The following is a 13,784-nucleotide window of genomic DNA, read 5'->3' as shown; positions in this document are numbered from 1 at the left end:
CCCGGGTGGGCGGGCGGACCGGGGCGCCGTCAGGCGCCGACGTACTGCGCCAGGTGCTCCCCGGTGAGGGTGGAGCGGGCGGCGACGAGGTCGGCGGGCGTGCCCTCGAAGACGATCCTGCCGCCGTCGTGGCCGGCGCCCGGGCCCAGGTCGATGATCCAGTCGGCATGCGCCATGACGGCCTGGTGGTGCTCGATGACGATCACCGACTTGCCGGAGTCGACCAGCCTGTCGAGGAGGCCGAGCAGCTGCTCCACGTCCGCGAGGTGCAGGCCGGTCGTCGGCTCGTCCAGGACGTACACGCCGCCCTTCTCGCCCATGTGCGTGGCCAGTTTGAGCCGCTGCCGCTCCCCGCCCGACAGGGTGGTCAGCGGCTGGCCCAGGCTGACGTAGCCGAGTCCGACGTCGACGAGCCGTTCGAGGATCCTGTGCGCGGCCGGGGTGCGCGCCTCGCCGGCCCCGAAGAACTCCTCGGCCTCCGTCACCGGCATCGCGAGGACCTCGCTGATGTCGCGGCCGCCGAACCGGTACTCCAGCACCGAGGCGTCGAACCGCCTGCCCTCGCAGTCCTCGCAGGTCGTGGCGACGCTCTGCATGATCGCCAGGTCGGTGTAGATGACGCCGGCGCCGTTGCAGGTGGGGCAGGCCCCCTCCGAATTGGCGCTGAACAGAGCGGGCTTGACGCCGTTGGCCTTCGCAAAGGCCTTCCGGATCGGGTCGAGCAGCCCCGTGTACGTCGCCGGGTTGCTGCGGCGCGAGCCGCGGATCGGGGCCTGGTCCACCGAGACCACGCCCTCCGGCGCCGGGATGGAGCCGTGGATCAGGGAGCTCTTGCCCGACCCCGCGACGCCGGTGACCACGCAGAGCACCCCGAGCGGGATGTCGACGTCCACGTCCTTCAGGTTGTTGGCGCCCGCCCCGCGGATCTCCAGCGCACCGGTCGGCTTGCGCACGGCGTCCTTGAGCGCGGCCCGGTCGTCGAGGTGGCGGCCGGTGACGGTGCCGCTCGCCCGCAGCCCCTCGACGGTGCCCTCGAAGCAGACGGTGCCGCCCGCCGCGCCGGCGCCCGGCCCGAGGTCCACGACGTGGTCGGCGATGGCGATGGCCTCCGGCTTGTGCTCCACCACCAGCACCGTGTTGCCCTTGTCCCGCAGCCGCAGCAGCAGGCCGTTCATGCGCTCGATGTCGTGCGGGTGCAGGCCGGTCGTCGGCTCGTCGAAGACGTACGTGACGTCCGTGAGGGACGAGCCGAGATGCCGGATCATCTTGGTGCGCTGCGCCTCGCCGCCCGACAGGGTCCCCGCGGCCCGGTCGAGCGAGAGGTAGCCGAGGCCGATCTCCACGAACGAGTCGAGGGTGTGCCGGAGCTTGCCGAGCAGGGGGGCGACCGACGGCTCGTCCAGCCCGCGGACCCACTCGGCCAGGTCGCGGATCTCCATCGCGCAGGCGTCGGCGATGTTGACCTTCCCGATCCGCGAGGAGCGCGCGAGTTCGCTGAGCCGGGTGCCGCCGCAGTCCGGGCACTCGGCGAAGGTGACGGCCCGGTCGACGAACGCCCGGATGTGCGGCTGCATCGACTCCCGGTCCTTCGACAGGAACGTCTTCTGCAGCTTCGGGATCAGCCCCTCGTAGGTGAGGTTGACCCCGTTGATCTTCACCTTCGTCGGCTCGCGGTACAGGAAGTCGTGCCGCTCCTTCTTCGTGTACGCGCGGATCGGCTTGTCCGGGTCGAAGAAGCCCGACTCGGCGATGACCCGCACCACCCAGCCGCCGCCCGTGTAGGTGGGGATGGTGAACGGGTCCTCGGAGAGCGACTTGGAGTCGTCGAACAGCTGGGCCAGGTCGATGTCGGAGACCCGGCCGCGGCCCTCGCAGTGCGTGCACATGCCGCCGGTGCGGCTGAAGGACACCTTCTCCGTACGGGTCTTGTCGGTGCCGCGGTCGACCGTGAACCCGCCGCTCGCCGACACCGACGCCACGTTGAAGGAGTAGGCGGCCGGCGGGCCGATGTGCGGCTCGCCCAGGCGGCTGAAGAGGATCCGCAGCATCGCGTTCGCGTCGGTGGCGGTGCCGACCGTGGAGCGCGGGTCACCGCCCATCCGCTGCTGGTCCACGGAGATCGCGGTCGTCAGCCCGTCCAGGACGTCGACGTCCGGCCTGGCCAGCGTCGGCATGAAGCCCTGCAGGAACGCGCTGTACGTCTCGTTGATCAGCCGCTGCGACTCCGCGGCGATGGTGTCGAAGACCAGGGAGCTCTTGCCCGATCCGGAGACACCGGTGAACACCGTCAGCCGGCGCTTCGGGATCTCGATGCTGACGTCCTTGAGGTTGTTCTCGCGCGCGCCGTGGACGCGGATGAGGTCGTGGCTGTCCGCGGTGTGCGGCTCCGGCGACCGCTGGTCCGGCTTCCTGGCCATTCTCACTGCTCCGTCCGAGGGGCGGAGCCGCCCTTGCGGCTCCTTCGCGTATCGCCCGTTCCGATCCAACCAGCTTCGGACGGCCGCTGCGGCGCCGCCCGCCGAAACGTTCCACCCCGGTGCCGCCGCCCGGCGGGCTCCGCCCGCCCGCCGTAGCGTGGGCCGCATGGACATCACGCTTTCCCGGTGCTTCATCGCCGTCGACGACCACGACAAGGCGATCCCCTTCTACCGCGACGTCCTCGGCCTCGAAGTGCGCGGCGACGTCGGCTACGGCGAGATGCGCTGGGTGACCGTCGCCTCGCCCGCGCAGCCGGACGTCGCCATCGTCCTGGAGCCGCCCCTCGCCGACCCGAACGCCACCCCGGCCGACCGGCAGGCCGTCGCCGAGCTGATGGCGAGGGGCCTGCTGCGCGGGGTCGTCTTCGCGACGCAGGACTGCGACGCCGCCTTCGAGCGGATCCGCGCGGCGGGCGGCGAAGTGTTCCAGGAGCCGACGGACCAGCACTACGGCGTCCGGGACTGCGCCTTCCGCGACCCCGCCGGCAACGTCCTGCGCTTCACGCAGCCGCTCGGCACCGGCCCGGCCTGACCCGCGCGGCGGCCCGCAACCCCCCTGCGGGCCGCGGACGCTGGCGGCGCGCGCCGCGGAGTGCTTCCATGAAAGTGCGGGAAGAGCCCATTGCGAGGATGCGGAGAAGCGGACCCCCGTGCCGCGCACCGCACAATCGGGTTCCGCGAGAAGCGGGCGGGCTCTTCCCGCCCTCCGGGCCGTCCCGCCCTCCGGGCCGTCCCGCGCGGCCGGACCGGCGCGATCGGGGGAGGCGTGCGAGGGGCGGGGCCGATCCCGGGCCGTTCGCGCCCGGATCCGTCACCTGGCACTGCCACGGGGACCCGATGATGTGGATCGCCGGGGTCCGCGCCCTCTACCTCCAGGCCCTGCACCCCCGCGCCGTGCGCGCCGTCATGGAGAACTCCGACTTCCGCCGCGACGCCTGGGGCCGCCTGCTGCGCACCGCCGACTTCGTCGGCACCGTGACCTACGGCACCGCGGCCGACGCCGAACGCGCCGGCGCCCGCGTCCGCGGAATCCACCGCGCGCTCACCGCGGCCGACCCGGCCACCGGCGAGCGCTACCCCGTCGACGACCCCGACCTGCTGCTGTGGGTGCACTGCGCACAGATCGACAGCTTCCTGCACGTACTGCGCCGCTCCGGAGTCCGCCTCACCCCCGCCCAGGCGGACCGGTACGTCGAGGAGAACCGGACCGGCGCCCGCCCCGTCGGCCTCGACCCCGCCCTCGTACCCGCCGGTACGGCCGCACTGGCCGCCTACTTCGAGGAGGTCCGGCCCCGCCTCGCCGCCGGCGCGGACGCCCGCGCCGTCGACGACTTCCTGCGCTCCCCGCCCGTCCCCGCCCTGCTCGTACCTGGCCGAAACCTGCTGTGGCGGCCGGTCGCCGCACTGGCCTACGGATCGCTCCCCGCGTACGCGCACCGGCTGTACGGCAGGCCCGCGCCCGCCCCGCGCACGGTCACCCGGCGCCTGCGCCTCACCGGTACCCTGCTGCGCAGCATTCCCGCAGGTCTGCGCTGGCGGCTGCCTCCAGGTCACATCTTGAAAGCGATGCGCCGCATGGGCCCCGGGAGCCGTCCCTCGGCGTACACACTGCGTACACCAGCGTCCATACTGGACCGGCCGGGGAGGGCGTAGGACACAGCACGACAACGGGGGCGGCTTCAAGACATGGCGGAGTCCAGACTGATCCAGGGCCGGTACCGGTCGCTCGATCTGATCGGGCGCGGCGGCATGGGCGAGGTGTGGCGGGCCCGTGACGAGTCCCTCGGCCGGCACGTCGCCGTCAAATGCCTCAAACCGCTCGGCGGGCAGCAGGACAACCACTTCACCCAGGTACTGCGCGAGCGCTTCCGCCGCGAGGCCCGCGTCGCGGCCTCGCTCCAGCACCGCGGGGTCACCGTCGTCCACGACTTCGGCGACGACAGCGCCGCGGGCGGCCCCCTGTACCTGGTCATGGAGCTCCTCGACGGCCGCAACCTCAGCCAGCTGATGGAGGAGAACCAGGCCCGTCCGCTGCCCGTGGACGTGGTCGTGGACATCGCCGAGCAGTTGGCGGCGGCCCTCGGTTACACGCACGACCAGGGCGTCGTCCACCGGGACCTGAAACCGGCCAACATCATGCGGCTCACCGACGGGACGGTGAAGATCTGCGACTTCGGCATCGCCCGCCTCGCGCACGACATCGGCTTCACGGCGAAGCTCACCGGCGGCGGCATGGCGATGGGCACCCCCCACTACATGTCGCCGGAGCAGATCGCCGGAGGCGAGGTCGACCACCGCAGCGACCTGTACTCCCTCGGCTGCGTCCTGTACGAGATCGCGACCGGCGCCCCGCCGTTCGACCTGGGCGACTCCTGGTCGGTGCTGGTCGGGCACCGCGACAACGCGCCGGTGCCGCCGCGCGAGCACCGGCCCGAGCTGCCGGAGTACTTCGAGCGGGCCGTCCTGGACCTGCTCGCCAAGTGCCCCGACGACCGGCCCGGCGACGCCCGCGACGTGCACCGGCAGCTCGTCGAGGCCCGCGGCGGGCGCGGTGCGGCGCCCGGCGGCCCGGCCCCGCTGCCCCGGTGGGCGCTCGGCATGACCGCCGGCCGCAAGGCGGGGATCGACGCCAGGCCGGCGAGCGGGGAGTGGGCCGTGCTCACCGGCTCCTGGACGGCCGCACGCCACCCGGGCGCCGGCCTCTCCGCCGCCGTCGGGGCCACGGCCGGCGCGGCCATCCTGCGGCCCGCCCCGTCGGAGGACCCCCGGCTGACGGCGCCCTACGGCGTCCCGCGGCCCGCCGCGGCCCCGGACGACACCCTCGCCCACGGCACCCTCGCCCACGGCACCGGCGCGCACCGCGCGGGCCCCGGCCCGTCCGGGCCGCAGGGCGCCGCCGCGCTCGCCGCCACCCACGCCCGGGCCTTCGCGCTCAGCCGCGCCGGCCGCCCCGCGGAGGCCCTCGCCGCGTATGAGGCCGTCGCCCAGGGGCGCACCCGCGTGCTCGGCGCCGACCACCCCGACACGCTCGCCGCCCGCCAGGAGGCCGCGTACGAGCTGGGCCGGCTCGGCCGCCACCAGGAGGCGCACGACCTGTACCGGGCGGTGCTCGTCGCGCGGGAGCGCAGCGCCGGCCCGCTCCACCCCGACACGCTCCGCTGCCGCCACAACCTCGCCTGCGCCCTCGGCGCGCTGGGCCGCCACGCCGAGGCGCACCGCACGGCCGCCGCGACCGCCGCCGACCGGGCGGCCGTCCTGGGGCCCGAGCATCCGGACACGCTGCTGAGCCGGTACGAGGCGGCGTACGCCCTGGGCCGCCTCGAACACTGGGAGGACGCCTGCGACGCCTTCCGGGAGGTCGCCGCGGCACGCGAACGGGTGCTGGGCCGCGACCATCCCGACACCCTCGCGGCCCGGTACGAGACCGGCATCGCCCTCGGCCGCACCGGCCGCGCCGCCCAGGCCCTGGACCTGTTCCGGGGCCTGATCCGCGACCGCACCCGGGCGTACGGGGCCGCGCACCCGGAGACGCTGCGCGCCCGGCACGTCCTCGGCGTCAACCTCGGCCGGCTCGGCCGGTGGGAGGAGGCGGTCGCCGTGGCCCGGCAGGTCGCCGCCGCCCGGGCGGACGCCCTCGGGCCCGAGCACCCCGACACCCTGGTCAGCCGCCGCGAACTGGCCGTCGGGCTCAGCCGGCTGGACCGCTGGGAGGAGGCGCTGCCCGTCTACCGGGAGCTCGCGGGCATCCGCGAGCGCTCCCTGGGCGATGCGCACCCCGACACCGTCGCGGCCCATGCCGACGAGGCGCACTGCCTGGAGCGGCTCGCCCAGGTGTGCTACCAAGAGCCATGACGACCTTGGGCGCGACCAACGGGCAGGGCTCCTCCCGGCAGCCATACCGGGACGTGTACGACGACGTGATCGTGGGCGGCGGGCACAACGGCCTCGTCGCCGCCGCCTATCTGGCCCGCGCGGGCCGCTCCGTGCTGCTCCTGGAACGCCTCGGCGCCACCGGCGGGGCCGCGATCTCCACCCGCCCCTTCGCCGGGGTGGACGCCCGGCTGTCCCGCTACTCCTACCTCGTCTCCCTCCTCCCCGGGAAGATCGTCCGCGACCTGGGGCTGGACTTCGCGGTCCGCAAGCGGTCCGTGTCCTCGTACACGCCCTACGCGGCGGAGGCGCGCGGCGGCCGCGCCGACGGGCTGTTCGTCGGTGGCGACGCGGACCGGACGCGGGAGTCCTTCCGGCGCCTGACCGGCTCGGACCGCGCGTACGAGGCCTGGCGGGAGTTCTACGCGGTGACCGGGCGGGTCGCGGAGCGCGTCTTCCCGACGCTGACCGAGCCGCTGCCGACCCGGGCCGCGCTGAAGGAGCGCATCGGTGACGAGGCGGCCTGGCGGATGCTGTTCGAGGAGCCCCTCGGGCGGGCGGTGGAGGACCGCTTCGACGACGACCTGGTCCGGGGCGTCGTCCTCACCGACGCCCTGATCGGCACCTTCGCCGACGCGCACGACCCCTCGCTGGCGCAGAACCGCTGCTTCTTGTACCACGTGATCGGCGGCGGCAACGGCGACTGGGACGTCCCCGTCGGCGGCATGGGCGCGCTCACCGACGCGCTGGCCGGCGCCGCGCGGGCGGCGGGCGCGCAGATCGCGACCGGGCACGAGGTGCTCCGCATCGACACCGACGGCCGCGGCCCGGCCGAGGTGGTCTTCCGCACGGCGACCGGGGAGGGGCGGGTCGCCGGCCGCACCGTCCTCGTGAACGCCTCTCCGCGGGCCCTGGCCGAACTCCTCGGCGAGCAGGCCCCGGAGCCCGCCGCCGAAGGCGCGCAGCTGAAGGTCAACATGCTGCTGCGCCGGCTGCCGCGGCTGCGGGACGCCTCCGTGGACCCGCGGGAGGCGTTCGCCGGGACCTTCCACATCGCGGAGGGGTACGCGAACCTGGCGCGGGCGCACGCCGAGGCCGCCGCCGGCGAACTCCCCTCCGTCCCGCCGTCGGAGGTGTACTGCCACTCGCTGACCGACCCGTCGATCCTCGGCCCGGAGCTGGTGGAGCAGGGCTTCCAGACGCTCACCCTGTTCGGGCTGCACACCCCGGCGCGCCTCTTCGAGAAGGACAACCAGGGGACCCGCGAGGTGCTCCTGGCCGCCACCCTCGCCCAGTTGGACGCGCACCTCGCCGAGCCGATCACCGACTGCCTCGCCTTCGACGCGGACGGCCGCCCCTGCATCGAGGCGAAGACCCCGCTCGACCTGGAACGCGACCTGCGCCTGCCCGGCGGGCACATCTTCCACCGGGACCTGTCCTGGCCGTACCAGGACGTCGACGGCGGTGCCGGCGCGGCCGGCCGGTGGGGTGTGGAGACCCCGTACGCCAACGTCCTGCTGTGCGGGGCGGGCGCGGTGCGCGGCGGCGGCGTCAGCGGGGTGCCCGGCCACAACGCGGCCATGGCGGTCCTGGGCCGCTGACGCCCGCCCTGGCGCGGGCCCGCCGCCGGAGGCGCGCTGCGGTCAGGCGTCCGCGGCGGGCTCCCGCCCCGCGGGTTCGATCACGACGATCGGGATCTCGCGCTCCGTGCGGGCCTGGTAGTCCTCGTACGCCGGCCAGTGCCCGACCATGACGGGCCAGTACGCGGCCCGCTCCTCGGGGGTCGCCGTGCGGGCGGTGCCCTGCATCACCTGCGGGCCGACCTGGATGCGGACTTCCGGGTGGGCCGTCAGGTTCCGGTACCAGAGGGGGTGTTCGGCCGATCCGCCGCGGGAGGCGACGACGAGGTAGCGGCCGTCGGCCTCGCCGTAGATGAGCGGGGTCCGCACCGGGCTGCCCGAGATCCGGCCCACGGTGGTCAGCAGGAGCGTCTGCGTCCCCCGCCAGCGGTGCCCCTCGGTGCCGCCCGACTCGACGTACTGCCGGACGTGGTCGAGCTGCCAGCCGGGGCGCGGGTCCTTCGGGTGGTCCCAGTCGATGCCGGTGGTCATCATGTCCCTGCCTGCCTTCGCGGTCGGTTCCTCGCTGCCGGGCGGTGGCTGCCCTCGGGTGTCAACGGCGGCGGGCTTCCGGTTATGCCTCTGCGGGTGCCGGCCGGGGGAGGGGCGGCAGTGCGAACCCGCCGAGCAGCCCGTCCATCGCCCGCAGCGCCGGGCCGGCCGGTGCGGCCCGTACGGCGAGGTCGCGGACGGCCGCGGCCAGCGGGTTCCTCAGCGTGGCGATCCGGCCCGCCCGGTGGGCGCGCACCCGGACGGCGTCCGTACGGGCGCACCGGGCGGCGCTGTACGCGGCCAGCGCGGCGGACACGTCCGCGGGGGTGCGGGCGCCGTCCAGCAGGTGCGCGACGACGACGGCGTCCTCGACGGCCTGGCAGCCGCCCTGGCCGAGGTTGGGCGTCATGGCGTGGGCGGCGTCGCCGAGCCACGCGAGCCGGCCGCGGTGGTGGCGGGGCAGCCCCGCGGCGAGGTCGTACAGGTCGTGCCGGAGCACGGCCGCCGGGTCGATCCGCTCCAGGAGCTCCGGTATCGGGTCGTGCCAGGTGCCGTAGCGGCGCAGCAGCTCGGCGCGGAGGTCGGCCGGACGGTACCCCTCCGGGGCGACGGCGGTAGCGTAGACGTACACGCGGCCGTCGGCGAGGGGGACGATGCCGAAGCGCTCGCCGCGGCCCCAGGTCTCGGCGGCCTCCGGAAGGGCTGTGCCGGAGGCCGGCAGCACGGTGCGCCAGGCGGTCTCCCCGCTGTGCCGCAGCCCGGGGTGGCCGGGGAAGAAGCGGCGGCGGGTCGGGCTGTTGATGCCGTCGGCGGCGAGGACCGCGTCGGCGGCGAGCTCGCCCGCGGAGGTGCGGACGACGGGGGAGCCGTCCGGGTCTTCGACGGAGTCGACGGCAGCCCCGTAGCGGACGGTGCCCGCGGGGAGCGCGGCGGTCAGGCCGGCGGTCAGGGCCGGGCGGAAGACGGCGAGCGGCGGGACTCCGTAGCGGGCCGCGATCGCGGCGGTGTCGGCGCGGCTGAGCCAGCGGCCGTCCCGGCGGCGCAGTCCCAGCGCGGCCGGGACGGCCCGGCCGGCGGCGGTGCGGGCGTCGAAGCCGATCGCCTCGAAGGCGTGCAGGGCGTTCGGCGCGAGGACGATCCCGGCCCCGGCCGCCCGGGGCTCCGGGGCCCGCTCGCAGACGGTGACCCGCCAGCCGCGGCGGTGCAGGGCCACGGCCGCCGTGAGGCCGCCGATGCCCGCACCCACCACGACCGCATGACGCTGGGACATGGCGTCCCTCCCGATTCCTCGACGGTGCGCTCCACTGAGCATTTCCTCTACATCCGTAGAGGGGCGGTTCTCACTCTACAGCTGTAGAGTGGCGGCATGTCCAGCCCCGCACCCCGCAGCACCCCCCGGCCCGACCGCCGCACCCTCATCGCGGACACGGCGATCGGCCTCGTCGCCGCGGCCGGCCTGCGCGGGCTGACCCACCGCGCCGTCGACGCCGCCGCCGGACTCCCCGCGGGCAGCACCTCGTACTACTTCCGCACCCGGACCGCCCTGATCGGCGCCTGCTACCAGCGGCTCGCCGAACTCGACGTACAGGACATCGACGGCCCCTCCACGACCGCCGGCGGGGCGGGCGCGGACGGCGCGGCCCCCGACCGCGACGCGGTCGCCGCGGCCATGGCCGCCGCCCTCCACCGCTGGCTGACCGAAGGGCGCGCCCGGCAGCTCGCCCGCTTCGAACTGAGCCTGGAGGCGGCCCGCAGCCCCGAACTGGAGGCCGACTTCCACCGCGCCGGGGAGGTGCCGCGCGCCAAGGCCGCCGAAGTCCTCGCGGCGCTGGGGGCGCCCCGGCCCCGCGAGGCCGCGGAACTGCTGGTCGCCTGGATGGACGGACTGCTCTACGACAGGCTGGCCGGCGCCCTCGCCCGCTCGCGCCCGGAGCCCGATCCGGCCGAACTGGCCGCCGCCTCACGCCGGATGCTCGACGCGGTGCTCGCCTGAGGCCCCGGACCCGCGGACGGCCTCAGTGCGGCGCCGGACGTTGACAATCCGGGCGGGTGATCGTTCTAATGGCATCCGTGGCGCGTGGCGCCGGCCAAAGAGCAGTGGGCCGGCCGGCGATCGGGCGACCACCCTCTCCCCAGGACACCGCATGAGTCCTCGTCCCGCAGGCGGCCCGTACCGGCGCCGTCGCGCCGTGCAGGCAGCAGGCGCCCCGGCGCGCGGCCGCACCGCCGCGCCCTCCGCGGCACCGGCAGCAGCCGGCCCCTGACACCCGGCGCCCGCAACCGACGCCCGGCCCCGGCCCGGCGTCGCGCCCGGCGCCCCCAGCCATCCCCGCCCATCCCCGCCCGTCCTCCCCCGCACCCGCCTTCCGGTGTGCGGGCTCCGACGAGCCGCGGCCGGCCCCTCCCGCGGGGTCCTGCCGCCTCCGCAGCGCGCCCCTGCGCGCCCCACCATCCAGGAGAACCGCTTCCCCATGTCCGCAGACGACTTCAACCGGCGGGTCATCGAAGAGTTCCGGGCCAACGGCGGAAAGGTCGGCGGCCCCTTCGAGGGCGCCGACCTGCTGCTGCTCACCACGACCGGCGCCAGGACCGGCAGGCAGCACACCACCCCGCTGGGCCGCATCCCCCACGACGAGGGGCTGCTCGTCGTCGCCTCCAACCTCGGCGACGACCGCCACCCCGCCTGGTACCACAACCTGCTCGCCCACCCCCTCGTCCGCGTGGAGACCGCGACCGAGGAGTACGAGGCCGTCGCCGTGCCCGCCGAAGGGGCGCACCGGGAGCGGCTGTTCGCGTACGTCGCCGCCGCCGAGCCCGGCTACGCCGCCTACCAGGACCGCACCTCCCGCACCCTGCCGGTCGTGGTGCTCCAGCGCTCCGACCCCGCACCGGGGGAGGGGCCGGCGCAGGTCCGCAGCCTGGCCGACAAGCTCCTGGAGGTCCACGTGTGGCTGCGGGGGCAGCTGCGGCACGTCCGCGCCGAGACCGAGGCGCACTTCGCCGCCCGCGCGGAGGCCGCCCGGGACGGCGCGGCGCCGCCGCCCGCGCCCGGCCTGGGCCTGCAGATCCGCCAGCACTGCCTGGCGTTCTGCCAGGCGCTCGAGTTCCACCACAAGGGCGAGGACGCGCATGTCTTCCCCGCGCTCGCCGCCGCCCACCCGCACCTGGAGGACGCCTTCGCGCGGCTCGCCGCCGAACACCGCACCGTCGCCCGGCTCCAGCAGGAGCTGGGGGTGCTGCTCGCGGACGCCGCGACGGCCGACCCCGGCCGCTTCCGCACGGAACTGGAGCGGCTGAGCGAGGAGTTGGTGAACCACCTCGACTACGAGGAGGAGCAGCTCCTCCCGCTCCTCGCCGAGATCCCGTTCCCGCCGGGCCCGCCCGCCTGACAGGCCCGGCCGGCCGGGCCGGGTCAGTCCGCGGAGCGGCTCCAGCCGACCGCCTCGATGCCGGCCGCGTCAGCCGGGCGGTCCTCGGAGAACAGCAGCCGGGCCGGCTCCGAGACCCGTACGACATCGACGTACACGCCGCGGCCGACGTAGCGGCCGGTCGCCTCGTGCCGGAAGCGGAGCCGGACCGGCCGCCCCGCCCACGCGGCGCCGAGCGGGGCTTCCAGGCGGTGCCAGATCCGGCCCGACCAGCCGTCGAGACGGCCCTGCGGCCACTCCTCGGCGGTGCCGCCCGTGGCGCGGACCGTGCTGAACGGCAGCGGTTCCCACGCCCGGCCGTCCGCGGACGCCTCCACGTGCAGGAAGCCCGCCCCCGGCACGGTGTCCCACCACACGGCGCAGCGCAGCCGGGCGGAAGCCGTTGCCGGGGCCAGCGGGGGCAGGGTCAGCGTGCCGGCGGCGCCCGGCTCCATGCCCGAGTACCAGGCGGGGCCGCCGTGCCGGGTGCGGACGGGGACGGCGCGGGCGAGCCGGTTGCCGACCGCGACCCGCGGCGCGCTGCCCGCCCGCCACGTCCGCACCGGGTGCACGGAGTTGCCGAGCAGCACCAGGAAGGTGTCCGTGGACGGGTCCAGGACCAGGGAGGTGCCGGTGAAACCGGTGTGCCCGGCGGAGTGCGGGGTGGCCATCGCGCCCATGTACCAGTGCTGGTACAGCTCGAAGCCCAGGCCGTGGTCGTCGCCGGGGAAGGCGGTGTTGAAGTCCGTGAACAGCAGCTCGACGGAGGCGGGGCGCAGGATGCGCCGGCCGGCGTACGCGCCGCCGTCGAGGAGGGTGCGCGCGAGGACGGCCAGGTCCCAGGCCGTGCCGAAGACGCCGGCGTGGCCGGCGGTGCCGCCGAGGGCGTGGGCGTTCTCGTCGTGCACCTCGCCCCAGACCAGGCCGCGGTCCAGGCCGGACCACGGGGGCCGCTGCACCTCGGTGGCCGCCGTGGACCGGCGCCATGAGCGCGGCGGGTTGAAGCGGGTGCGGTGCATGCCGAGCGGGCCGGTGATCTCGTCGCGGAGCAGGACGTCGAGGGGGCGGCCGGTGATCCGCTCGATGAGCAGCTGGAGGGTGATCAGGTTCAGGTCCGAGTACCGGTACACACTGCCCGGCGGCTCCTGCGGGCGCACGGACCACAGCAGCCTCAACTGCCCCTCCCGGGTGGGCTCCTGGTAGAACGGCGCCCAGGAGCGCAGCCCCGACGTGTGCGTGAGCAGCTGCCGGACGGTGATCAGCTCCTTGCCGCCGCCGGTGAACTCGGGCAGGTAGCGGTCGACGGGCGCCTCCAGCTCCAGCCGGCCGCGCTCCATCTGCTGGGCGGCGAGCAGCGAGGTGAACAGCTTGGTGAGGGAGGCCAGGTCGAACACGGTGTCCTCCGCCATCGGGATCCGCTCCTGCGGCGGCAGCTCGCGCGCGGTGTCGGTGCGGCCGTCGTAGTCCGCGTACCGGACGGCATGGCCCATCGCCCGGTGCAGGGCGACGGTCCGGCCGCGGCCCGCGAGGACGACCGCCCCGGCGTAGTACGGGTGCTCGGGGGAGGGGCCGAGGAACCGCGCGGCCTCCTGCGCCGCCTCGTCCAGGTACCGCTCGACGAGGCCGGCCCGGCGGGCCGGGCCGTAGCGCAGCCGCAGCCCCTGGAGGGCGTGCCGCTCCACCGGGCTGCCCGCGGCCCCCGCGGCCCCGGGCAGCGCGCCGTGCAGCAGCAGTACCCCTCCGAGGGCGAGCAGCCGGCCGCCTAGCCGCCGCCGGCTCAGAGCGGGACCGCCGTCGCCCCGCCCCGGCGGCGGGGCGCCCCCGCGCTCCACTCCCGAGCCGTTCGGCGCCGTGCCGCTCCCGGCCCCCGTCCGTGCCTCCATCGCCTGGCCTCCCGTCCGGCCCGTCGGCCTCTCGAA

Annotated in this window: 10 protein-coding genes; 6 read left to right on the top strand and 4 right to left on the bottom strand. The window is 75.7% G+C overall.

Annotated elements, in window-relative coordinates; translation table 11 throughout:
• Positions 1–29: 29 nt before the first annotated feature.
• Complete coding sequence (locus ACZ462_RS18850; protein WP_467804315.1) at positions 30–2,417, bottom strand: ATP-binding cassette domain-containing protein; 2,388 nt, start codon at positions 2,415–2,417, stop codon at positions 30–32.
• 166 nt (positions 2,418–2,583) lie between these two features.
• Here ACZ462_RS18850 and ACZ462_RS18845 point away from each other — a divergent pair, with 166 nt between their 5' ends.
• The 4 genes from ACZ462_RS18845 (at position 2,584) to ACZ462_RS18830 (ending at position 7,948) form a co-directional block, all read left to right on the top strand.
• Positions 2,584–3,009: a VOC family protein gene (locus tag ACZ462_RS18845; RefSeq protein WP_467804316.1), complete on the top strand. Its 426-nt coding sequence runs from the start codon at positions 2,584–2,586 to the stop codon at positions 3,007–3,009.
• 305 nt (positions 3,010–3,314) lie between these two features.
• Positions 3,315–4,130, top strand: a complete 816-nt coding sequence (locus ACZ462_RS18840) for an oxygenase MpaB family protein (RefSeq protein ID WP_467804317.1) — start codon at positions 3,315–3,317, stop codon at positions 4,128–4,130.
• A 33-nt stretch (positions 4,131–4,163) separates the two neighbouring features.
• A complete protein-coding gene (locus ACZ462_RS18835; protein ID WP_467804319.1) occupies positions 4,164–6,329 on the top strand; it encodes a serine/threonine-protein kinase in 2,166 nt (721 codons plus the stop codon).
• Entirely contained in the window at positions 6,326–7,948 is a 1,623-nt protein-coding gene (locus tag ACZ462_RS18830; protein ID WP_467804320.1) for a phytoene desaturase family protein, read from the top strand. Before ACZ462_RS18835 ends, ACZ462_RS18830 begins: the two co-directional genes overlap by 4 nt.
• Positions 7,949–7,990: 42 nt before the next feature.
• Here the strand turns inward: ACZ462_RS18830 and ACZ462_RS18825 are convergent, their stop codons facing one another.
• Positions 7,991–8,461: a nitroreductase family deazaflavin-dependent oxidoreductase gene (locus ACZ462_RS18825; protein ID WP_467804321.1), complete on the bottom strand. Its 471-nt coding sequence runs from the start codon at positions 8,459–8,461 to the stop codon at positions 7,991–7,993.
• A gap of 79 nt (positions 8,462–8,540) precedes the next feature.
• Entirely contained in the window at positions 8,541–9,728 is a 1,188-nt protein-coding gene (locus ACZ462_RS18820; protein ID WP_467804322.1) for an FAD-dependent oxidoreductase, read from the bottom strand.
• Positions 9,729–9,824: 96 nt separating this feature from the next.
• Here ACZ462_RS18820 and ACZ462_RS18815 point away from each other — a divergent pair, with 96 nt between their 5' ends.
• Both ACZ462_RS18815 and ACZ462_RS18810 read left to right on the top strand, forming a co-directional pair.
• On the top strand, positions 9,825–10,451 hold the full coding sequence (locus ACZ462_RS18815) for a TetR/AcrR family transcriptional regulator (protein ID WP_467804323.1): 627 nt from the start codon (positions 9,825–9,827) through the stop codon (positions 10,449–10,451).
• 478 nt (positions 10,452–10,929) lie between these two features.
• Positions 10,930–11,847 carry a nitroreductase/quinone reductase family protein gene (locus ACZ462_RS18810; RefSeq protein WP_467804324.1) on the top strand — a complete coding sequence of 306 codons (918 nt, stop codon included), beginning with the start codon at positions 10,930–10,932 and terminating at the stop codon, positions 11,845–11,847.
• Positions 11,848–11,870: 23 nt separating this feature from the next.
• Here the strand turns inward: ACZ462_RS18810 and ACZ462_RS18805 are convergent, their stop codons facing one another.
• A complete protein-coding gene (locus ACZ462_RS18805) occupies positions 11,871–13,748 on the bottom strand; it encodes a serine hydrolase domain-containing protein (RefSeq protein ID WP_467804326.1) in 1,878 nt (625 codons plus the stop codon).
• Positions 13,749–13,784 lie beyond the last annotated feature (36 nt).

Source organism: Streptomyces sp. NPDC031121, from assembly GCF_055570615.1.
This window is presented reverse-complemented; position numbering and strand designations above follow the sequence as displayed.

Excerpts from the sequence above, each read along its gene's own strand:
- ACZ462_RS18825 (WP_467804321.1), bottom strand. The coding sequence starts at position 8,461 with ATGATGACCACCGGCATCGACTGGGACCACCCGAAGGACCCGCGCCCC.
- ACZ462_RS18810 (WP_467804324.1), top strand. The coding sequence starts at position 10,930 with ATGTCCGCAGACGACTTCAACCGGCGGGTCATCGAAGAGTTCCGGGCC.
- ACZ462_RS18815 (WP_467804323.1), top strand. The coding sequence starts at position 9,825 with ATGTCCAGCCCCGCACCCCGCAGCACCCCCCGGCCCGACCGCCGCACC.
- ACZ462_RS18830 (WP_467804320.1), top strand. The coding sequence starts at position 6,326 with ATGACGACCTTGGGCGCGACCAACGGGCAGGGCTCCTCCCGGCAGCCA.
- ACZ462_RS18820 (WP_467804322.1), bottom strand. The coding sequence starts at position 9,728 with ATGTCCCAGCGTCATGCGGTCGTGGTGGGTGCGGGCATCGGCGGCCTC.
- ACZ462_RS18845 (WP_467804316.1), top strand. The coding sequence starts at position 2,584 with ATGGACATCACGCTTTCCCGGTGCTTCATCGCCGTCGACGACCACGAC.
- ACZ462_RS18850 (WP_467804315.1), bottom strand. The coding sequence starts at position 2,417 with ATGGCCAGGAAGCCGGACCAGCGGTCGCCGGAGCCGCACACCGCGGAC.
- ACZ462_RS18835 (WP_467804319.1), top strand. The coding sequence starts at position 4,164 with ATGGCGGAGTCCAGACTGATCCAGGGCCGGTACCGGTCGCTCGATCTG.
- ACZ462_RS18805 (WP_467804326.1), bottom strand. The coding sequence starts at position 13,748 with ATGGAGGCACGGACGGGGGCCGGGAGCGGCACGGCGCCGAACGGCTCG.
- ACZ462_RS18840 (WP_467804317.1), top strand. The coding sequence starts at position 3,315 with ATGATGTGGATCGCCGGGGTCCGCGCCCTCTACCTCCAGGCCCTGCAC.